Below are 20,755 nucleotides of genomic sequence, written 5' to 3' on the forward strand. Positions count from 1 at the left end.
CGTTGAATGTCTGTCATCAAGCCGTGATGTTGACGCGGCCATTGGTTGCCAGGGTGGAGTCTGAAGCTCGCAGTGTAACGCCGGTATCGCTTATGTTATCGGGTTCGGACGTCCCGAGTCTACTCTCTTGCTGTCTGTATCCGGGGTTGGAATTCTGACCACCGCCAGCAAAGTTTTGCCCTTGCATCAACGGGTTCATGCCATTCTGGGCGTGATGGTCGTGGGTCTGCACACCGGACCCGCCAGACATGGATGAGACGATGTCGATTCTAATCGAAGTCGTATCAATTCCAGCTGAATGCAGGGAGGCGATAAGATCGTGTCTGGTTTTGCTCAGGCTTTCCGCAGTGGAATCATCATCGCTCTGAAGGATGATGCGTGTCGCTATCCCATTTTGCCCCTCAAGGCTTAGTTGAATCGGACTCGTATCAGTTGTCTGCAACGTCATAGTCAGTGTCGTCGTCGAGCTGGACGTAGTCTGTGTCTGGCCACCTTGATTCGTCGTGGTGTCCGACGTCGCTCTTTCCACAGGACTTGAGGTTTTTTGCTGCCCGTCCTCTCTTTGGCCGTTGAGCACCATCGATCCAAAATCGTTGTGTAAGCCCCCGATGGCATCAGCAAGTTGCGCGACCAGCAAAGGCGTCGCTGCCTTTGCCTCAGAGTGATCCTCGGGCGGGTTATCTCCTTTTGACGATGTTTCTTCGCCTTCTGTTCTGCCTGTCGCACCGCCTAACGCTACGACGCCGGACCAGTCACTTTCATAGTTCGGTTCATCTGTTGCGCCAGATTGCGGGGGCGTGACGCTTGCGGCAGGTTTGCCTGCGCTGTCGGAAAGAGATCCGAAATGCGCCTGTCTGTCGCTTTGCTGTACGGTCGCTTGATTGATGATCGGAGAAGTGGGCGTGTTGCTTTGGCTATTGTCTGGCAAGGTCGTGACTACCCAGCCTTGAGCGAGGGTACCATCCGTCAGATATGACGAGCCTCCGCCAGTACCAGAGATAACAGCAGCGGACTGTATCGCTGTATGGATATTTATGGAGGATGACAGGGGCGTATCGGATCGCGCTGGCGAGGTTGTCACGGTCACCTCTGCGAGGTGGCCTTCAGCTGCGGCAATTTCTGTGCCTGACGTGATCTGCTCTATTTGCATACCCCCCATAGAGGTACCTGATATCACACTGCTGATCGCAAGACTGGCTTGTCCAGGCAGGTTACCTGGACTTGGCTTGCCACTCTGAGCCATTTCGGAGGCATTATAGGACAGAGTCTCGGCGCGCCTGACCGGGCTGCTCGCTTTAGTTCCGGGCAAGGAGACGATCTCGTCAGCTCTTACGCCACGAGAAAGGAATCCGGGTGCCTGAAACTGCCCCGGGGTTGTCTGATCGCTCGTGATGGAGGTTGGACTAGCGAGGCCAAAGGCAGCCTCAGAGAGAGGTGCTGAACCCTGTGTGGTCGCCGCCGACGTGATCCCTCCTGTCTGGGTCATTACTGCTGCCGGATTGAATACGGCGAACGTGTTTATGGTTGGCTGTAATGACAATCTCCCGTCGTCCCGCCCGGTGCTGACAGAAGCGCCTGACGAGGAGGCAGGCGCGACATAGGCCCCAATCGCTGGAGTTGATAATCCTTGCAGGGTAGTCAGGGCGCTGCGGTCAAATGTTGTGTCAGGCGTCATCGGCAGCTGCGTAGCGTCGCCAACGAATGGAGTTGGGAGCGGGGGGGCGCCGGCGGAGACTGGTTGAGCAAGGGGCGCGGCAGTATCCGATTGTCCCGACAACGCCGAGCTGTGCCGCCGGAGGGAGATATCGGCATTTTGCAGGATTGCTGACCCACTTGGTGCCTGTACCGAAGAGAAGGGCGCTGCGTGTGAGAGAATATCGAATCCATTCGACGACGAGCCGTTGGCGAATGTGCGTATGTCGCTCTGCCCGGACGTTGATGTTGAGCCCATATCAGAGGGGGCGAGGACCTGGCTTGAGGCTAAAAAATAGCCCCCTTGCATCACTGCGACCGATAATTGGTTGCTCACGGCTTCGTTGCTAATCGAGCCTTCATCCTCTCTCCAAGAGCTGGTGCGTTGCCCTTTGCTCGAGAGTGTCGGGAGTATGTCGGGTGGGGCATTGGCCAGAGACGTTGAACCGCTCGACCCTGCCTCCACGGCCAGTGAGGCACCGCTGACGACATCTGACCATTTGTCAGTTGGAGGCGTCAGGTCACTCGAAACAGCCTCCTGTGGTTGAGTTGCCGACGAAAGTTGACTGCGGAATGACTGGGGGGAGGGCAGGGGGGCACCCGACACTGCGGCGCCCGAAGTGAGTTGTGGGGCATTGCCGGGCAGGTTTGACCGCGATGCCTTATCACTCGCCACAGATCGGCCCTGTCTCTCTCTCACTCTCATATTGACCACTCCGTCATCTCGCAGGTCAGGAGTGTCATGAAGCGACTCCCTGAGACTCTGTCAGGGCGACATCGAGTTCGAAAAAGCTCGGCATGGCAGCTGGTGGAATCTCTTTTCGTCCGATTTCGGCGCTAACCTGCGGGGGATTGCCCTGGAGATGGGCAACCAGGACCGTCTTGATGATGCCTTGATAACGGCCATCCTGCACAATCACCGCCTTGATTCTTGAGGCGAGAGGAGCCACCACCCCGTAGGACAGCAGAACGCCCAGAAATGTTCCGACGAGTGCCCCGGAAATCATCTCGCCTAGAATGGCAGGAGGTTTGCTGATTGAGGCCATGGTTTTAATCACGCCAAGCACAGCGGCGACGATACCCAGCGCAGGCAGGGCATCAGCAATACTCATCAGACACTCTGAAATATGCAGTTTCTCGGCCTGATTTTTGCGAAGCTCGCGGGCCATGACGTCATCAAGCTGGTAGGCGTCCTCGAGATTGAGACTCACCAGGCGCAGATAATCGCAAATAAGATCGCGGGTTTCCGTATCGTCACGGACCTTTGGAGAGAGCGCGAAGATACCACTGTCTTGCGGATTTTCTACGTGCTCCTCGAGCGCCATCGCCCCTTTGGCTTGAGCGAGACGGGTCAGGCGAAAGAGAACCACGAGAAGATCCACATAGGCGGCCTTGTCATATTGCGGTCCTTTGAGCGCAAGCTTGAAGTTGTGCGGCAGTTCTTTCAGGGCACCTATGGAATTCGACATGACAAAAATGCCAAGCGCCGAACCAAGAATTGTAATCAGTTCGAAGGGCATGGATGCGAGCAGTGGCCCCATTACACCGCCTGAAGCAGCGAATGAGCCGAAAACACACAGAAGGGAAAAGACAAGCCCCCCGATAAAAAGCATTTTTGAATTCCGTTTCTTATTCGAGGCTGAACGTTGAAAGGTATCTGATGTGATGTCGGAGGATGCTAAGGGTTTGGAGAAGAGGCACTGTGCCCAGCCTGTGGCATGGTCTTAGGCGAACCGGGACTATTATCCACGGGTTTTTCGTGCTCGCCTGTCAGAGTGCCTGATCCGGCCTCCACCTGTTTCATACTGGGATGCAAGCGATGCATGATGATAACGACCCGGCGGTTCGCTGCGGCTGACGGTACTGCCGGGTCGGCAAGTTCCCGATCTGCGCCACCTGATACGTCCAGGATCTTGGGGTCGGGATATCCCGACTTGACGAGAATTTCGCGTGACTGATCGGCTCTCAAGGCGGACAAGGTCCAGTTGGACATTCCTCCTGCATCCTTGCCCTTGAAAGGGGCTGCATCCGTATACCCGACGATTGAGATACGCTCCGGCATCGGCGCGAGCCATTTTGCTATCTCGCCCAGCATGGCGCGTGCGGCTTTGTTTGGTGCAGAAGCTCCAAGCTCGAACATTGGCACATTTTCGGTGTCGTGAAGCTCAATCCTGATTTCATCCCGACCATAAGAGATCGCCACATTGTCGAGATGATCGCTGGTATCTTTGCCTGCTTTGAGTGCCTGTTCCAGATTGCGTGTCATATCATGCAGGTTGGCCTGCTCGGCTCTCGATGCCTCGGATCCGACAGGGCCAGGTTTATCATGACGCGAGCCTGCTTCCGGGCCCCCTATGGGAACGATTACCGCCTGGGCCGGCAGCGATTCACGCTCGGATTGATGATGGAAGGCCGGAACTGCTTCGATAGGGGACGAAGCGCCATGCCCTTCATAGCGAACGGGCACCGGCCCCGCCGTATCCATATTCTCATTGTCTTCGAGACGATCAAAACTGCTCCCGCCCATCATAGGAGCGGGGGGAGTATCAACGATTTTTTCCGGCGGAATTGCCGATTTTTCATCGGCCAGCGGGTTGAAATACTGGGCAATCCCCCGGCGCTGCTCGTCAGTCGTTGCATTCAGGAGCCACATGACGAGAAAAAACGCCATCATGGCCGTCATGAAATCCGCGTAGGCGATTTTCCATGCACCACCATGATGGGGCTCGTGTCCATCCTCATCTTGGCGACGGATGATGACGGAGGGGCGATTTTTTCTGGCCATCTGCGCTCAGGGGTCCCGTTATCGCCCTTTCAGATGTAACATGCCCAGGCGGGACGCGGGTGTACCTGCAAACGAGGCGCGTCCTGCATGGTTGAGAGCGATCGATGTATCCAGCCAGACCTCGCCACCCAGATCGCGCCAACGCTTGCAGAATGTGAAATCTTCGCTGAGATAGGTGCCGGTCTCCTGATCGATGCTGCCATCGAACAGGGCGTGACACATGCTTCCGTCTCCTGAACCCGCCGCATCTATGCGACGGTAGGCGGTTTCCGGATAGTGTTTGATCATCGCTGTAATCACCTTGCGGCTAATCATCATGAATCCGGTGCCTGCGTAATGGGTCCGGAACAACGGCCCCTTGTCCCACGAGGAATGCATCGCATCCGTCTCACCGACGTAGCGTAGCGAGGCTGTTTCAAGCTTTTCACCGCGGTTCAGATTTTCCTGGGTTCCCTTGTCCCAGAAGCGCTCCTTGATAGGGTACATCCCGGCAACGATATCCTTGTCGGCTGCAAGCAGTCGGGCGGGCGCCTCTGCGGGAAACCCGATATCAGCATCTACAAAAAGAAGATGCGTTGCGTCCGAGCGTGTATAGAACTGATGAACGAGCGTGTTGCGCGCGCGGCTCACCATGGCATCGTCGCCCAGGAGGGACAAGGTCATGGGAACACGAATGATGCTTGTGCAGGCGATAATCGATTCCATATATTCCTGCGTTACAAGCCCGCCGAAGCAGGGCGTCGCAATGAATATCTTGGCGTTCTGTATCTCTTCCATAACATTCCTGATCGCTATTGGAATATGAGGTCTCCACCTGACTGGCGGAGTGAAATGACGAGGTTTGTGAATGTTAAAAAACGCAAACTCCCGGGCGTTCAAAGCGACGTATCAAAGACATTCGCCTATGAATTAGCGCGTACGCAACGATAACTCGTCGAGTACGGCTTGCTCACGGCGCGTGTGAGAATCATTACGCTCTTTTTCCAGACGCCGAAAGACCGTTTCTGTCGCCTTATGTCTGACTGCCGTCTCCAGAGCGAAAAGTCGCGCAGTTTCTGTCGCGGCAGAAGCGTTGTGATATTCTTCTCTGGCGTATGCGATTTTTTCAAGGCCAGACGGAAACCAGACGCGAAACGTCTCCATTGTCACGTTTCCCGCCGTTGCAATGCGACGTTCCTCGGCAAGTACGTCTGTCGCATAAGTTAGGCTCGCGGATTTGCCATCCTGCAGCTGCTGCGCAGCAATCAGTTGCGTTTGCGCATCAAGTCTTTCGCGTTCCCGAATTTTGGCCAAAGTAGCGAGGCAGCGCAGGCGATGGGTCATTGTGGTCCGCCATAGGCAGCAACCAGATTACTGAGGGCAAGAAAACTGTCGGACAGGGCTCTGACTTCCATGCGTTCCTGCTGGAGTAGAGAATCGATCTCCGGTGCGAGCCTGATGGCCCGGTCCGACTTGGCATCGCTGCCCTCACGATAGGCACCAAGCTGAACGATATCCCTGATATCCTCCCACACTGCCAGGGTCGCACGTGCCTCACGCGTCAGGGCATTCTCTTCACGGGTGTTGCATCCTGACGCCGTGCGGGAAAGGGAGCGCAGCACGTTTATAGCCGGATAACGTCCAGCCTCCGCTATGCGTCGATCCATTATCACGTGCCCGTCCAGAATGCCGCGAACCGCATCTGCAACCGGCTCATTATGGTCGTCTCCTTCGACAAGGACCGAATAGATGGCGGTTATTTGTCCTGCACGCCCGTATGGCGTTGAAAGCCCCGGACCTGCTCGCTCGAGGAGTCTGGGCAATTCGGCGAAAACGCTTGGAGGATAGCCACGTGTTGCGGGGGGCTCACCGCCAGAGAGGCCAATTTCCCGCAAGGCGTGGCAAAAACGTGTGACGCTGTCCATCAGAAGCAGCACTGATTTTCCCTGATCGCGGAAATACTCGGCAATCGTCGTGGCGGTATAAGCAGCTTCCCGCCTCATTAGTGGGGGAGAATCGGACGTGGCAACGACGACTACGGCCTTCGACAGCCCCTCTTCGCCCAGATCATCCTCAAGGAATTCCCTTACCTCACGCCCTCGCTCCCCAACGAGAGCGATTACGGCGATATCGCAAGTGCTGTTGCGCGTAAGCATTCCCATAAGCGTGGACTTGCCTACGCCGGAACCCGCAAAAAGTCCGAGCCGCTGTCCCTGGCGACATGTAGCAAACAGGTCCAATGCGGAAACACCCAGGCTCATCCGGGGGCCGAGGCGAGCGCGAGACGCTGCATCTGGCGGCGACGCCCGCAGGTTGCACGATAGGCCACTCGGGGAGAGGGGCGCTTTCCCATCGATGGGCTTGCCCATGGGGTCGATCACGCGACCAACAAAATGATCATTGACCACGAGATTTGCGCCGGAACGTTTCTGACGTTCACCCGATGGCAAAAGCGGAAAAAGAGCGCGACAGCCAGCCCCAATGCCATCAAGGGCACCGAATGGCATCGCAATGGCCGTCTCGTCACGAAAGCCGACAATTTCGGCATCGATTTCACGTCCATCCAGGGCTGCGAGGGTGACCCGATCACCTACGCCAGTAAAGCCCGTCATACCGGTTAATGCGACGGAAAGGCCCGTAACTGCAGTGACCTTTCCTTCCAGGCATGCAACAGGAAGGTCGTGCAAAGGCGTTCTGACGGCCTGTGCAAGGGCACCAAGCTCTTGTGTGAGCCGGGAAAGTGTCAAGTCTTCATCAAGGCGCATTTGATCGGTCAAAACAGACCAGAATAAATGCTGGATGAAGACGAACTGTCATCATCGCCGAACAAGGCGAGTATGCCTGATTTCGAGTCGTCACCACCAAACAGATCGAGCATGTCCGCAGGCTTGTCCGCTGGCTGCGGAGTGATCTGGAGAAGGGTCAGATATTGTTCAGCGTATTTCTGGATCTGATCAGGGGTCTTGAGTTTCGAGAAGTCTACCTTTTTCGTGAGCATGCGCACTTGCTGATCGTAGCTCAGCGCACCAAACGTCGAGGGATCGTAGCCTGATACGGTCTCAACTACCTGAAGCAACTTGGTATCGGACATGATCTGGCTGAGCGAGGTGACGCTGGCCATCTTGCGCGTAAAATACAGAGCGTTGCCTACGCCGTTATCCGTGTTGGCGTCGTTCGATTCATATTGCTGTTTCTGATAGTTCGAAACGATCTGATCGATCGACACACCGTCAACCGTACTGGAGACCTTACTGTCGCTCTTGAGCACCGATTGGCTGGCCTCGGAACTCTGTGACAGATTGGGTGGTTGGAGAGCGACGCTGTACTGCACTCCGTTGACCGTTGCCTGCAGCGAGGGGATGTCATGGGTGTACTGCCCGTTGATCTGAAGCACGTTGCCGGAGCCATCGAACCCCACCGACACCACGGTGCTATTGACGGTAGAACCATAAGGATCGACGACGTAAGCACTCCAGGTGCTCGGATCGCTGCTGCTTTGCGCCCATTTGACCGACAGATACGTCCGACCGAGCGTAACATTGTTCGTATCGTCAGACGCCTGGTTCGGATTGAAAGGGGCCGTGATATAGGTCTGTCCGGTGCCGGAAAGCGCCCCGATTGTCGCGGAGGGCATTGAGAGCGAGGTACTGGAAGAGTCGACGTTCTGCAACAGCACCGACTGGGTTGGGCTGGTAGCCTGGTAGCTGTTGCCAGCCATGATCACGCCTGAACTGTCCCCGAGCGCGCCCAGCGAGATTGATATTGCCTGACTCTTTTCATTCGCGTCGTTGAGCGTGATGGGCAGTTCGACTGCCTGTCCGGCTGCACCTGAAGCAATATTTGCTCCGGTTGTCGTATTGGTGGCGGAAGCAAGCGTACCATCACTGTTAAATGTCACCTGGAACGCATTGCTCGCGACCGATGCGTTGCCCTCGGCATCAAAGGCAGAGACACTCCAGCTCAAAGGGTTCGTCTGGCTTTGTGTCCACTGAAGCGCGATCTTGTGAGCCCCGGAAACATCGTCATACGCATCGACGGCGGGCGAAACATATGTCTGGCCAGAGGCCCCCGCAGAGGGGAGCGTTGCGCTCATCGTCACAGAGCTGGTCGGCGTATAGGTTGTGCTGAGCGCCGTTGAACCGCTACCAGCGATGAACGCTGTGTCGCTAGAGCTACCCTTGTTCTGCCCCCAGACCTTGAACGCGTCGGCGAAGGCAAGCCATGTCGCGTTTTGAGACGTCTTGGCGAGAGATGTACTGGAGCTGGGGTCCTGCGTTAACAGGTCCTTGATGAGCGCTGTCGCATTGGCGTAGCTCCCCATCCCAAACGCTCCAAGTACAACCTGAAGAGAAGAATAATCTTTCAGGAGGGCATCAGCAGAGGTTATTGCAGGCGCTTTTTTCTCAAAGGCAGCAACTGCTTGCTTCGTTGCAATATCGCTCTTGGCGTAATTCGATGCGGCCAGGTCCTCGTCCTTGAGGGCTGAAAGGTAGCTGGCAACCGGTGATATGTTTGTTATGGCCATACACGTCTCCCGGGGTTCCTCCGCTCTTGCCCGATCCTAACGAGAGAAAATTACGAAGAGGTTTCCAGATGAGGCTCTCCCGCGATCATTCTCCCCGGGCGCCCTCCTCCTTCCGCCGGGGGAGGGGACGTTCCTTCTGACGCTGGATCATGCCCGATATCACTGAAGGCAAAGTGTGATACGAGTTCTGCAAGAGAGTCTGCTGTTGACACGAGGCTCTTCACTGCCTCTGCGCTTTCCTCGGCCGCGCCTGCATTCTGCATGGTCGTCTGCTCGAGGTCGCTCATTGCCACATTGAGTTCGCCGATGCTTTGGGACTGTCTCTGCGCAGATGATGCGATGACTGTGACGGCGCTGCTGATTTCCCGAACCTGATCCATCACCTTTTGTAGCGCCAGTCCGGCCTCTCGCACTTTCGTAACGCCGAGACGCACATGGGCATCCGATTGAGCGATCAGCCGTCCTATAGCCTCTGCTGCCTCCCGAGAGCGCTGTGAGAGGGCCCGGACCTCTTCGGCCACCACGGCAAAGCCGCGACCGACATCACCGGCGCGCGCGGCTTCCACGCTCGCATTCAAGGCAAGGAGGTTGGTCTGGAATGCAATCTCGTTCATGATGGTGATGATGCCACCGATTTCCTGTGAGGAAGACTCAATGGCAGTCATCGCGGCAATCGTATCGGTCCTGATGATGTCTGCATGTTCTGCCTCACGCTGGGCCACGAGAACCATCTCTTCGGTTTTGCGCGTCTCGATAGCGGTCTGCTTCACACTGCCGGCTATCTGGCCAAGCGCTGCTGACATCTCCTCCCCAGCCGCCGCCTGTTGTTCGGTACGGCTGGAAAGCTGATCGGCGCCGTGACCGATATCGGTGGCATTTGTTCCAATATTCACGGCCTCGTTGCTGATATGGTGTATCGTCTTCTGGAGCGTGACCGCAGCCTGATTGAAGTGCAGACGAAGAGCGTCCAGCCGCTCCGGGACTGCCCCATCTGTAATCCTGAGGGTCAGATCACCATTCGCCAGGGCGCTCAGGGCCTGCCCGAGAGTCTCAACTGTTGCCTGATCTTCTCGCGCACGCTGCGTCTGCTCCTCCTGTAAACGGAGACGGGCCTGGTCCATGCCATCGAGGTAAGCCGATATTGTAAGATCGATCTCAATGAGGACAGCCTTGGTCAGACTTTCGATGCGTCCAGCCATGTCATCCACACTGTGTGAAGACAGCTTTTTCAGAATGCCCCGGGGCTGATCATCGCGGATGATTTCATGCATCAGAGCAACAAGAATCCGGCCATATGCACCGATGTAAAAGCTGGGTTCCAGCCCGATACGGGCATGAGTTGTCCCTATCTTTGTGACATGTGCAACGTAATCCTCGTCAAACCGCGCCTTGGCTATACGTTGCCAGTGGGCGAGTTGCGCCTCTTTAGCACGCTCCATATGGGCGTTATCAGTAAAGAATGCACGTGAGCGCGGTGTTTCACGGATCTTCCGGTAGAGGCCGTCAAGTACTCCCGGGAGTTCCCGTTCTATGAGACTGGCCATCGAGCGCAACGAGGAGAGATCACTCTGTCCCATGCCAATGAAATCCTGCCTGCGTGCCAGATCAGAGAGTAGGGTTTCAGTCATGTTGCAGCTTCTCGCTTGTTCGTTGGTACTCAATGGTGCGGTGCGCCCCCTATTGAGCAAACCTTCAAGAGAGCGTGAAGAGAGGATTGTTTGTAATCATTGTCAATGATCTGGCCGTGCGGAGCCTTTCGGGCTGGTTTCTGGGGGCGAGGTGAAGCCTAGGTAATCGTCTCGATGGTTTTGATACGTGCCCGGGGATAGATTTCTGCCTGGGATAGCACCGGGACCGCGGGGCGTACGCGCTCAACGATTGATCGCATTGAATCGCGTACAGTCGAGGAGACGACGATGACCGGCACCTCGCCACTTGCTGAAACGGCGTTGAAGGCGTCGCGCAGTTTGATCACGAAGCGATTGAGCATGGATGGCGGCATGGCAAGTCGCCGGTCATCGCCTTGTCCGGCTATATGAGCGGCGAAGTCGTTTTCCCATTCCGGAGAGAGGGTAATCATCGGGATATAACCTGCGGGCCCCTCCAGGCCGCTGCAGATTTGTCGGGAGAGGCGGATGCGCACATGAGCGGTGAGGGCCTGGATGCCTCGCAAGCCCAGACCATTACCCTCCTGGATGCTCTCTAGAATTGTGGGCAGGTCGCGTATGGAGACCCGTTCGGCGAGAAGCGACTGCAACACACGCTGCACCGTACTCAGGGTAACCTGTGATGGAATGAGGTCTCCCACCAGCTTCTGCTGATCCCGGGGCAGTTCATCGAGCAGATTCTGGGTCGCTACGTAAGTCAGCAAATCTGGCAGATTTTGCCTCACAAGTTCGCTGAGATGTGTGACCAGAACACTCGCAGGATCGACGACCGTGCATTTGAGGGCCATGGCTCGCGGCTTGAGGGCCGGTGCAATCCACACGGCGGGAAGACCGAAAGCGGGTTCTGATGTCCTCTCACCCTCAAGATCGGGAGCGCCCCCCGATGGCGTCATGGCCATAAGGCGGCCAGGCCGGACTTCACCACTACCGATGGTGATTTCCTTCAGTTTGATAACGTAGTGATCAGACGGCAGGACGATATTGTCCTGTATGCGAATGGGCGGTGTAATGAAGCCCATCTCGGATGCGATTGTTCTCCTCAGCGCCTTGATCTGCTCGGTGAGTTGCGCGTTCTCACCATTGGTCATTGGAAGAAGCCCGAACCCGAGCTCAAGGCGAAGCAGATCCAGTTTGAGCACATCAGAAATAGGTGACGCAGAAGGGGCCGGGGGCGCTTCGCTGACGTCACTGTCATTTTCATCTGGTGTCGGAACTTTCCAGCGCCACCATGCAGCGGTGCCGGCAAGGGCGCCAATGATGAGGAACGGAAACGCTGGTAGCCCAGGCATCAATGCGAAGCAGCCAGAGAGAATCGCGGCCATCGCCATGGGTTTCGGGTTTCCGCCGAGCTGGCGGACAAGCGTGACGTCTGCCGACCCCGCAGTTCCCCCTTTGGTAACTACGATACCGGAGGCTGTCGAAACGAGTAGGGCAGGAATCTGGGAAACCAGTCCGTCACCGACAGTCAGTGTTGTGAACGTACTTGCCGCATCGCCGATAGGCATGCCGTAGCGGAGGACACCGATAGCCAACCCCCCGACAATGTTGATTCCTGTAATGATCAGCGCTGCGATGGCATCACCGCGGACAAATTTTGCAGCACCGTCCATGGCGCCGTAAAACGAGCTTTCGTCTTCGAGCTCCCTGCGCTTGAGGCGTGCTACCCTGTCGTTGATGGCTCCTGACGACAGCTCGGCATCGATGGCCATTTGTTTGCCAGGCATGGAGTCGAGAAAGAAGCGTGCTGCAACCTCTGCGATGCGTCCCGAGCCCTTCGTGATGACCATGAAGTTCACGACGAGAAGAATGCTGAAGACGATTCCCCCGATCACGACATCACCGCCCATCAGGAACCCTCCGAATGCGGCGACAACATGCCCTGCAGCAAAGGTGCCTTCGTTGCCGTGGCTCAGGATAAGGCGTGTTGTCGCGATTTCGAGCGAGAGGCGGAGCAGTGTCGTGAGGAGAAGCAGGGTAGGGAATGAGGTGAATTCAATGGGTCTCTCCAAAAACAGGGAAACCATCAGAACAAGCACGCTCGATGTGATTGACAATGAGAGACCGAGATCGAGAATGAAAGTCGGCAGAGGGATGATCAGAATCGACAGCAGCAGCAACACGCCGAGCGCAAGGCCGACATCGGTGCCGGGGATCGCCCGTCGCCAGGAGGTCTTGTAACTGCCATCTCTGACGGATTGAGATGCCTTCGTTATTTGCCCGGTCAAGGAAGAAAAAAGTTTTGAGGCAGCGTTGCCACCCGTGCGCGATTTGCTGGAGGAAGGGGCACGGACCGGAGAGACGTTTGCGCTTTCCAAAATGTCAGCTTTCCTAGCCTAAGTCATGATGCCGACGGCATTGCTGCGCAACGGGCCCCGACCTGTCGTCCTGAAATGAATGATACGCCAATCGTTGCGGCAGGCGCTTGAATCTCGCGCCAAGAGGTATCCCGTCTCGCGTAGATGAGGCAAGATATTAAGCGTTACGCGTTCATGGATCGCTAACCTGCTTTCGAAATGACCTGAACATGATCGGTGATGGCATGACACAAGACACGGCTAGTCCGGAACCGCGAAATCTGACACATGCTTCATCGCCTGCTGAGCAGTGGTGGAAAATCCCGGGTGCACCGCCGGATGTCGGGAAGTTTGTTGAGGCATGCGAGGCCCTGCTGGGCTCAGGTGACGGGATCAGCGGATTAAAACTTGTACTCGAAACGATGGCAGTCCATCAGGACGAGTGGAAGCTCTCTATGGCGGGAGCGTCGCTCATCCTGCGTTTCACAACGCGTTATGACATCGTTGGGGTCCTGCTGCGCAATGTCATACGCCTGCAACCTGACAATGTGCCCGCCCAGGCTTTCTCCGCCCATTTGCAGATCGTGCGCGGGGACGTAAGCGGCGGCTGCGCAAGCTTTGCACAGATGATGGCAACATATCCCGGGCAGAAAGCGGAGATCGGGGAATTCATCAGCATGTCCCTGCTTGAAGTCGGGTATCCTGCTGAGGCGCTTGCGGTGCTGAAATCTCTGTTCAACGACGGAGATGAAACAGCGTCACTGCTCAATAATGCCGGTTGTGCGCTCGAGCGGCTCAATCGCTCCGTTGAAGCCCTGCCGTGGTATGAAAAAGCCCTCAGAATCAGCCCTGAACGCAAAGCTATCGCGTTCGGTTATGCCTGCACCCTGATCAAGGCGGGTCTTTTTGAGAGAGGCTGGCCACTCTATTTCGAGCGCGAATTGCAGATAACCCCACAGCAGGGCTGGGTACGCAGCATTCCCCGGCTCCGTCCTGATATTGGCCTCTCAGGGAAGCGTATCCTTGTCTTTCAGGAGCAGGGGTTGGGGGATACGATCCAGTTTATACGTCACCTATCCGCCCTTGCAGCGCGTGGTGCCGAAATCCACGTCTGTGTGCCCGCCTCTCTGGTGCGCCTTGTGCGTCAGTCCTACCCGGCTTTGACGGTGCTGGACCCTGTGAGTGCTGTTACGAACCACGCATATGATTACGCGTGCCCCGTGCCGGATCTACCCTTTATCAGCGGGGTGCGGACGGTGCACGATATTCCAACCTGCATTCCATACATTACCGATATCCCCGCTGACCGAGAAAAAATGGCGGCCCTGCTGCCAGCGGGTAGACCGCGGATCGGTCTTGTATGGGCTGGCGAGCGGCGTCTTCGCTCAGAATACGCATTGGCTGATATGCGGCGCTCGATTTCCTTCAGCGATCTCGCCGAGGCGCTCCTCCCGGCTGAGGCGACCTTCGTCAATCTGCAATTCGGGACACCAAGGGAAGAGCTGAAGAACTGGGGCGGTCAGACAATTCATAATCCCATGAGCGAGGTACGAGACATGGCGGATACGGCGGCCATCATGCGTAATCTTGATCTGATCATCTCGGTCGATACGTCACCCGCGCATCTCGCCGGAGCGCTTGGTTGTCCCGTATGGTTGATAAGCCGTTGGGATGCGTGCTGGCGCTGGGGGGATTCCGGAACAGGGAGCCCATGGTACCCTACAATGAGAATTTTCCGTTCGAATGAGCGCTCTTTCCTTCCTGTCCTTCAAGAAGTCGGAAAAGCGCTGCGACTCTGGATCGATATGCGAGGCGTCTGATGCTTTCAGCCTGTTGGGCGCGCCAATTGCGTAGGGCTGCTTCGGTATGATGCGAGGCTGCGTCCTCTCATGCCGCTCATGCCTGAATGATGAGGGGCAGGCTGGGTGAAATGGCTGAAACCCTGGAAAGGATGAAATGCCCTCACAGCAGGCTGTGTTCCCTCACGCGCATCAGCAACGATTGTATCGCCGTAGGGAGACTGGCTTCGTGGCGCCGCCAAATCAATCGCGCCCTTACGCTGAGGCGGGTGTTTGACGTCCCCTGACGGGCCTATCCGTTCGTCATCAGGTATGGCCCAGGTTTCGAGCACCTTCCATTGATACGGGGCTCCGAGCCCCGGGGTTTGGGAATGATAGGCCGCCGCCGCACGCGGCCAACTTCCCATCTTGTCGTGCATCTGGTTAAGAAAACGCCCGGCATAGAGAGCATTCGAGGTTGGATCGAACGCCTCATCAAGTGAATGGAAAGCATCCGGATGCTGTTGCAGGTTGACCTGCAAGCACCCGACGTCGATCGACATAATACCCGCATTGCGAAATTCGGTTGCCGCCGCGACGGCGTCCTGTTTGGAATCGTAATAATGGCCAACGCCATTGGCCATTATTGTCCACGGCCAGGACGACAGTCGCCCCTGCGCGTCGGTCTTGCCGCTTTCGACCCGACTGATGGCATATAAGAAACCTTCGGGAATGCGGAGGACTTTTTCGGCCTGGCTGGAGGCTATACGGCAGCGCTCAGCTTCCATCGTCTGAGACAGGGCCGGCACGGGAGCGAGTGCAACGCTGAAACCCAACATTGCGAGAGACGCGCTGGCTGATTTCGATAGGCGTGATTTCATGAAAATCATGAGTCCGTTGCGCCTCTCAGCGAAATCCATGGCAGTCTTTCATTGGCGTCTATGTGACAGCGGGATTACGGTTCGCCGTGGTGCGGCATAGATCAATATCAAAGGTCTTCCCGTTACAGGATAAGCAGGCGTTATGACAATCATTATCGCTTTTGCAACAATGCCGGTGTGAAACTGTCTCTCTGTTGGAGAGCGTTAACCTTGTTGTGGTTGTAAGTGACGGGCCTGTGTCGTAGGGTGTCATTGCTGGCGCCTGTCGTACAAGATCACTATCGATGGTGCAGGCTTATCCATTTGACAAAGACATTTTGATACGCACTCCGCGTCACACCGGGAACTGGGCTGGACGATCATACGATGCATTGTCGTAACGGGAAAAAGACGTTTGGCTGCCTGATAAAGACGCTCCTTTTTTGTATGAGCCTGGGAATCGTGGGTTATGCGCCGGCGTCAAACGCTACCGCAGTACGCGTCAAAGATATTGTCGATTATGAGGGTGTGCGTGACAACCAGTTGGTCGGGTACGGATTGGTTGTCGGTCTGCGAGGAACGGGCGACCGGCTGACAAACACGATCTTCACTCGCGAGACCCTCATCAGCATGCTCAATCGTCTTGGAGTGAATATCCGTGATCGAGAAGTCCAGTTACAGACTCATGATGTAGCCGCAGTCATGGTAACCGCGACTTTGCCTCCTTTCTCTCACGGAGGTGGGCATATCGATGTTACGGTATCGGCAGTGGGCGACGCTCGTGACCTTGCAGGAGGCACGTTGCTGGTAACGCCGCTCCAAGCAGCAGACGGTGAGGTCTACGCTGTGGCGCAGGGCTCCCTCGTCACGAATGCTTTCTCAGTCGGAGGGACGGCGGCCTCGGCTACCCGGAATATTCCAACGACAGGGCATATCGCCAATGGCGCAGTTGTCGAGCGCGAGGTGCCGGTCTCTCTGGGTAGAAGCGGGCTGATCCATCTCTCCTTGCGAAACCCGAATTTCACGACGGCAAACAGAATCGTCAATGCCATCAACCGTTCTCTCGGATATGGCACGGCCAAAATGGATGATCCGCGCACGGTTTCAGTTAATATGGCCGGGCGAGACGCGCCCTCGCTTCTCTATCGGATCGGCGATCTTATGATCGAACCGGATACGATGGCCAAAGTCATTGTGGATGAGGCAAGTGGGACCATCGTGATGGGCGATAATGTGCGCATCAGCACGGTTGCCATTGCGCAAGGCAACCTTACGATCCAGGTGACGGAAACTCCGTTGATCGCCCAGCCTGCCCCTTTTTCCAATGGGACGACGGCGATCGTGCCTCGAACGCAGATCGATGCCAGTACAGACAGTTCTCACCGATTGGGTATTCTTCGTGAAGGTCCCACGCTCGCGAGCCTTGTTGCCGGGCTGAACGCCTTGGGAATGGGGCCGCGCGATATGATCAGTATCTTGCAGGCTATCAAGGCTGATGGCGCTCTCCAAGCGGATCTGGAGGTTCGATGACATGACGGCTTTGACGCCTGTAACACTCTCTTCTCTCTCTGCTGCGCAGAGCGAGACACTGGCTAGAGCACAGGAGGCTACCCGAACCGCGAAAGCTGACAAGGCACGCGAAACAGCGAGATCTTTTGAGGGCCTTACGCTGGGTGAGTTACTTCAGCCCATGTTTGACACTGCTGACATCTCAGACAACGAATTTGGTGGAGGGGCAGCCGAAAAGCAGTTCCGTTCCCTGCAAGTGCTGGAGATGGGAAAGCAGATAGCCAATAATGGCGGGATCGGTATTGCCGACAGTGTGTATCGACAAATACTCGCGATGCAGGAACACGAAGAGACATGATCGGTATGCGCTCAGACCAGACATCACCCGTCATAAAAGCGGCATCGCGGCTTATGGCCCTGCTGAAAGTGGAAAATGAACAGCTCCGTCAGGGGAAGCCTGCACAGATTGAGTTGCTGCTCGCGGATAAAACAGAATTACTGTCAAAAATGGCGCAGGCACTGACTCAATTTGAGGACCGGGGGGGCGATAAAACAGCGCTGATGCCGACCATGGGGGACCTGATCGCGCTTGTTGCGGAGAACCAGGTTTTGCTCGAACATATGTCAGTGGTGCAAACCGAATTCCTGAAATTGATATGTGCCGCGCCCGTTGAAGAAATTACGCAGGCATACAGTCCGTCAGGTCACTACGTCACGCCGACGACAGAGAGCGCTGCCTTGACCCTTCACAGTGAAATCTGAGAGTTGAAAGACCGTATGCGCGTTAGACTGATGAGGTCGACAGGTCTGTTTGTGAGCTTGGCGTTGACTGCCTGTCAGTCTCCAGCAAAGCCGTATCTCACCATGGGTAAACGGATAGCGGATGCGGGGTTTATAGCCCATCCCGCAGATACAACCGCACGATACGCAATGATGAATTCGCTCCCGCCTGGTGTGATGACCTATCGGCCTGCTCCTAGCGGTCCCATCTATCTCTACGCAGACCCGATCGGATGCGGCTGTGTTTACATGGGATCAGAAGTGGCGTTCGTTTATCTTCTGAATTCGACCCCTGTCGTTCGAAATCAGCACTTGCCCATCAAGAATGTCCCTTCGATTGCAGCGATGGCCGCTGAGAATCGACGTAATACCAGCGTCTGGGACTGGAGCGCCTGGTCCAGTCTTGCAGACCCCGGTGCTACGCAGCCCCGATATGTAGCCGGGGCTGCGTGGTAGAAACGGCTCGGTTCTCTACTCGCCGAGAAACTTGCTGCCCATACGTTGGCGAGCATGATGACCTTCTGGCACCGGCTTGCGGGCCTCGGCAACCACGGGCGTGACGGCCGGGCGTTGCTCGTGTCGCTCTGGTTCAAGAATGGGAGCCTTCGTTGGGGTAATGTTATCCTCAAGGGGAGCTTCGGTATTTTCCGGGTCGTCTCGCAGGATAGGCGACTCTGACTGTCGAAGCATATCCAGTTTTACGTCTGACACATCATCCAGAAGCTTTCCCAGGGATTGCTCACTGGATTCCGCTTTTCGTGTCAGAACGCTGAGCTGCTCAGCCTTCGAATCTGCCTTGTCCACAAGCGTATCCAGTTCACCCCCGACGATCTTGGCTTGCTCGATCGTGCGGCTCAGCGGTCGTCCGCTGACTTGACCCGCAACACGCAGCTTTTCAACACCATCATGCGCGTTTTTGATACTGCTCTCGAGCTTTTCGATAAGTTTGACGAGACTTGCTCTGTCGCTCTTCAAAGCCGACAGGGTCTTGCTGATGTGAAAGTTATAGGCGATGCCTAACAGCAGCAGAACCGAGAGTGCCGCTTCTATGAATACCTGAATTTGGGCGAGCATTCTCTCTCGATCCTCCGTTATTTATCGTCAGCCTCGTTTTGCGGGATGTCAGTCCATAGTCTCGAAGTCAGTGCTGGCCTCACTCGGGTTGTGTATATGCGGGCTATCCTCGGGCACAAGCCGATGATCGATCTTCACCGCTGCTTTCCCCCCTGATTGCCCCAGATGCCCCTCGAAGAGTGTCGTCTGATTACACTGCAGCGTCACAGGGAGGGTGTTTTTCACCTTGTGGGGAAATACGAGCTGCATACCTGGCTTCATGGTGAGCAATGTCGAAAGGCTGACGGTCTGCTCCTCAAGCACAGCCAGGATTTCGGCATTGGTTTCCATAATTTCGGAAATAAGGTGGTTTTCCCAAACCGAATCACGGCCAAATCGCTCCCCCATGAACTGCTGGGAGAGCAGATCTCGCACAGGTTCGAGGGTTGCATAAGGGATGACAAGATCCATATTGCCGGTCCGGTCCTCCATATCGATATGCATCTTCGATGTCACGACAGCATTTGAAGCACGAGCGATCGCCGCAAAGCGTGAGCTTACTTCGAGCCGTTCAAAGATAAGGTCGATCTCGCATACTGGGCTGAACGCGACCGACAGTTCCCGCAGGGTAAGGTTCATGAGCTTTTCGATCAGAGTGCGCTCTATAGCGGTGTGAGGCCGCCCTTCAGTGCCTGAATGACCCTTCCCACGCGGACCACCCATGAGGATATCGATCATGGAGTAGGCCAGCGCGGAATCGATTACGAGAAGACCGTAATTCTCCCATTGGACAGCCTTGAAAACGCAAAACAGCGAGGATGACGGCACGCTGTTGACGTAGTCGCCGAAACACATGGAGCGCGTGTATTCTGTGGTAATTTCGACATTGTCATTCGTGAAATTCCGAAGGCCCGTTGTGAGGAGGCGGACCAGACGGTCAAGCACGATCTCGAGCATCGGCATGCGCTCGTAAGCGACAAAGCCGGCCCTGATCACACGCTCCATTCCCGTCTCGTGCCGTTCAGGCAGATCGCTGAATGCGCCGCCAAGGAGATTGTCAATCTCCGACTGGTCGAGCATCTGGTTTAGCGTTTCTTCTTGCTGAAAAGCCCCGGAGGCGCTGCCCGAAAAGGGGTCATTCTCGGTCTCGACCGCGGGGGCGGCCCAGGCATCAGGTATGGGCGGGATATGGTGTTCACTAGGCGACATCATGAAACTCTGCCTGCATCGAAAGGACCGATGTTTATCTCAACCGGTCTCACTGTATGAGGAATTCGGTAATATAAAAATTGGTGATCTTGAGGGGCGCTATCTCAATTCTAAGCCGCCTCAGAAGAGTTTCACGCAACCTGTACACCCCGTTTCCCCTTATCTCCTGAGGGCGCGTCTCGTGTAGATAGGTCTGAAATATATCCTGGATCTGGGGAATATACCGCCTCAGCGAGGCCTCATTCTGAGTTCCTGCAATCTCCACACGCGTTGTCATCTTCACATAGACGGGTCGATTTTCACCATTATCGAGGCTCGAGATGATGGATGGTACCGCCAGAATGGTGCTTTGGGCAGTGGACGGGTCAGCAGCCTCTGCTGTCTGCTTCGTTGACGAAAACCACCCCTTATGGACTGCAAGATATCCTGTGCCGGCGATTAAAGTGAGCAGGATCAGTGATGCTGCCACGAGAATGAGGCGTTTCTTTCTGGGTTGAGCCTTCATCCCAAGCCGATCGTCATCGACAACGTTGATGTCGAGATCGTCGTTCAGGCGGGATTCACTCATTTATCTTTCGCTCACGTTCTTCTGGCAGTGATTTTAGTTTGATTAATGCGCCATTC

The 20,755-nt window shown here is 55.9% G+C and carries 17 protein-coding genes; 4 read left to right on the forward strand and 13 right to left on the reverse strand.

Features of this window, described 5'->3' with window-relative positions; genetic code table 11:
• Nucleotides 1–16 precede the first annotated feature (16 nt).
• From NF685_RS08260 to flhA, 9 genes are all read right to left on the reverse strand, one after another.
• Complete coding sequence (locus NF685_RS08260; RefSeq protein WP_252849270.1) at nucleotides 17–1,675, reverse strand: hypothetical protein; 1,659 nt, start codon at nucleotides 1,673–1,675, stop codon at nucleotides 17–19.
• 757 nt (nucleotides 1,676–2,432) lie between these two features.
• Nucleotides 2,433–3,305: a flagellar motor stator protein MotA gene (motA, locus tag NF685_RS08265; RefSeq protein ID WP_252849271.1), complete on the reverse strand. Its 873-nt coding sequence runs from the start codon at nucleotides 3,303–3,305 to the stop codon at nucleotides 2,433–2,435.
• A 65-nt stretch (nucleotides 3,306–3,370) separates the two neighbouring features.
• Entirely contained in the window at nucleotides 3,371–4,477 is a 1,107-nt protein-coding gene (locus NF685_RS08270; protein ID WP_252849272.1) for a flagellar motor protein MotB, read from the reverse strand.
• Nucleotides 4,478–4,495: 18 nt separating this feature from the next.
• Nucleotides 4,496–5,254, reverse strand: coding sequence for a hypothetical protein (locus NF685_RS08275; RefSeq protein ID WP_252849273.1), 759 nt, complete (start codon nucleotides 5,252–5,254; stop codon nucleotides 4,496–4,498).
• Between the two features lie 132 nt (nucleotides 5,255–5,386).
• Nucleotides 5,387–5,800 carry a flagellar FliJ family protein gene (locus tag NF685_RS08280; RefSeq protein ID WP_252849274.1) on the reverse strand — a complete coding sequence of 138 codons (414 nt, stop codon included), beginning with the start codon at nucleotides 5,798–5,800 and terminating at the stop codon, nucleotides 5,387–5,389.
• Nucleotides 5,797–7,203: a flagellar protein export ATPase FliI gene (gene fliI, locus NF685_RS08285; RefSeq protein ID WP_373317821.1), complete on the reverse strand. Its 1,407-nt coding sequence runs from the start codon at nucleotides 7,201–7,203 to the stop codon at nucleotides 5,797–5,799. The genes NF685_RS08280 and fliI overlap by 4 nt, the downstream gene beginning before the upstream one ends.
• Nucleotides 7,204–7,229: 26 nt before the next feature.
• Complete coding sequence (locus NF685_RS08290; protein WP_252849275.1) at nucleotides 7,230–8,981, reverse strand: DUF1217 domain-containing protein; 1,752 nt, start codon at nucleotides 8,979–8,981, stop codon at nucleotides 7,230–7,232.
• Nucleotides 8,982–9,031: 50 nt separating this feature from the next.
• Nucleotides 9,032–10,609 carry a globin-coupled sensor protein gene (locus NF685_RS08295; RefSeq protein WP_252849276.1) on the reverse strand — a complete coding sequence of 526 codons (1,578 nt, stop codon included), beginning with the start codon at nucleotides 10,607–10,609 and terminating at the stop codon, nucleotides 9,032–9,034.
• Nucleotides 10,610–10,767: 158 nt separating this feature from the next.
• Entirely contained in the window at nucleotides 10,768–12,873 is a 2,106-nt protein-coding gene (flhA, locus tag NF685_RS08300) for a flagellar biosynthesis protein FlhA (RefSeq protein WP_289847422.1), read from the reverse strand.
• Between the two features lie 314 nt (nucleotides 12,874–13,187).
• Here flhA and NF685_RS08305 point away from each other — a divergent pair, with 314 nt between their 5' ends.
• Entirely contained in the window at nucleotides 13,188–14,762 is a 1,575-nt protein-coding gene (locus tag NF685_RS08305; RefSeq protein WP_252849277.1) for a tetratricopeptide repeat-containing glycosyltransferase family protein, read from the forward strand.
• A gap of 5 nt (nucleotides 14,763–14,767) precedes the next feature.
• Here NF685_RS08305 and NF685_RS08310 read toward each other — a convergent pair whose 3' ends face one another.
• The gene (locus NF685_RS08310) at nucleotides 14,768–15,508 is read right to left on the reverse strand and encodes a transglycosylase SLT domain-containing protein (protein WP_252849278.1); all 741 of its coding nucleotides are present in this window, start codon (nucleotides 15,506–15,508) and stop codon (nucleotides 14,768–14,770) included.
• 519 nt (nucleotides 15,509–16,027) lie between these two features.
• Between NF685_RS08310 and NF685_RS08315 the strand changes: the two genes are divergently transcribed.
• The 3 genes from NF685_RS08315 to NF685_RS08325 are packed head-to-tail and all read left to right on the forward strand — an operon-like array spanning nucleotide 16,028 to nucleotide 17,851.
• A complete protein-coding gene (locus tag NF685_RS08315) occupies nucleotides 16,028–17,110 on the forward strand; it encodes a flagellar basal body P-ring protein FlgI (protein ID WP_051395980.1) in 1,083 nt (360 codons plus the stop codon).
• Between the two features lies 1 nt (nucleotide 17,111).
• Nucleotides 17,112–17,447 (forward strand): rod-binding protein, encoded by a 336-nt coding sequence (locus NF685_RS08320; RefSeq protein WP_252849279.1) that lies wholly within the window; start codon nucleotides 17,112–17,114, stop codon nucleotides 17,445–17,447.
• On the forward strand, nucleotides 17,444–17,851 hold the full coding sequence (locus NF685_RS08325) for a hypothetical protein (RefSeq protein WP_252849280.1): 408 nt from the start codon (nucleotides 17,444–17,446) through the stop codon (nucleotides 17,849–17,851). The genes NF685_RS08320 and NF685_RS08325 overlap by 4 nt, the downstream gene beginning before the upstream one ends.
• A 489-nt stretch (nucleotides 17,852–18,340) precedes the next feature.
• On the opposite strand, the gene NF685_RS08330 is transcribed toward NF685_RS08325, so the two are convergent.
• From NF685_RS08330 to NF685_RS08340, 3 genes are read right to left on the reverse strand one after another with little or no spacing between them, the layout of a single operon-like run.
• Nucleotides 18,341–18,943, reverse strand: coding sequence for a DUF6468 domain-containing protein (locus NF685_RS08330; protein ID WP_252849281.1), 603 nt, complete (start codon nucleotides 18,941–18,943; stop codon nucleotides 18,341–18,343).
• A gap of 48 nt (nucleotides 18,944–18,991) precedes the next feature.
• Complete coding sequence (gene fliM / locus NF685_RS08335; RefSeq protein ID WP_252849282.1) at nucleotides 18,992–20,134, reverse strand: flagellar motor switch protein FliM; 1,143 nt, start codon at nucleotides 20,132–20,134, stop codon at nucleotides 18,992–18,994.
• A gap of 46 nt (nucleotides 20,135–20,180) precedes the next feature.
• Complete coding sequence (locus NF685_RS08340; protein ID WP_062165211.1) at nucleotides 20,181–20,699, reverse strand: flagellar basal body-associated FliL family protein; 519 nt, start codon at nucleotides 20,697–20,699, stop codon at nucleotides 20,181–20,183.
• Nucleotides 20,700–20,755: the final 56 nt, after the last annotated feature.

The sequence above is a fragment of the Asaia lannensis NBRC 102526 genome (genome assembly GCF_024054035.1).
In the GTDB taxonomy this organism is placed as follows: domain Bacteria; phylum Pseudomonadota; class Alphaproteobacteria; order Acetobacterales; family Acetobacteraceae; genus Asaia; species Asaia lannensis.

Coding starts and splice junctions, on each gene's coding strand:
- NF685_RS08320 (WP_252849279.1), top strand. CDS start 17,112: ATGACGGCTTTGACGCCTGTAACACTCTCTTCTCTCTCTGCTGCGCAG.
- NF685_RS08310 (WP_252849278.1), bottom strand. CDS start 15,508: ATGGAAGCTGAGCGCTGCCGTATAGCCTCCAGCCAGGCCGAAAAAGTC.
- NF685_RS08260 (WP_252849270.1), bottom strand. CDS start 1,675: ATGACGCCTGACACAACATTTGACCGCAGCGCCCTGACTACCCTGCAA.
- NF685_RS08280 (WP_252849274.1), bottom strand. CDS start 5,800: ATGACCCATCGCCTGCGCTGCCTCGCTACTTTGGCCAAAATTCGGGAA.
- NF685_RS08340 (WP_062165211.1), bottom strand. CDS start 20,699: ATGAGTGAATCCCGCCTGAACGACGATCTCGACATCAACGTTGTCGAT.
- NF685_RS08275 (WP_252849273.1), bottom strand. CDS start 5,254: ATGGAAGAGATACAGAACGCCAAGATATTCATTGCGACGCCCTGCTTC.
- NF685_RS08290 (WP_252849275.1), bottom strand. CDS start 8,981: ATGGCCATAACAAACATATCACCGGTTGCCAGCTACCTTTCAGCCCTC.
- NF685_RS08295 (WP_252849276.1), bottom strand. CDS start 10,609: ATGACTGAAACCCTACTCTCTGATCTGGCACGCAGGCAGGATTTCATT.
- NF685_RS08305 (WP_252849277.1), top strand. CDS start 13,188: ATGACACAAGACACGGCTAGTCCGGAACCGCGAAATCTGACACATGCT.
- NF685_RS08315 (WP_051395980.1), top strand. CDS start 16,028: ATGAGCCTGGGAATCGTGGGTTATGCGCCGGCGTCAAACGCTACCGCA.
- NF685_RS08330 (WP_252849281.1), bottom strand. CDS start 18,943: ATGCTCGCCCAAATTCAGGTATTCATAGAAGCGGCACTCTCGGTTCTG.
- NF685_RS08325 (WP_252849280.1), top strand. CDS start 17,444: ATGATCGGTATGCGCTCAGACCAGACATCACCCGTCATAAAAGCGGCA.
- NF685_RS08270 (WP_252849272.1), bottom strand. CDS start 4,477: ATGGCCAGAAAAAATCGCCCCTCCGTCATCATCCGTCGCCAAGATGAG.
- fliM (WP_252849282.1), bottom strand. CDS start 20,134: ATGATGTCGCCTAGTGAACACCATATCCCGCCCATACCTGATGCCTGG.
- motA (WP_252849271.1), bottom strand. CDS start 3,305: ATGCTTTTTATCGGGGGGCTTGTCTTTTCCCTTCTGTGTGTTTTCGGC.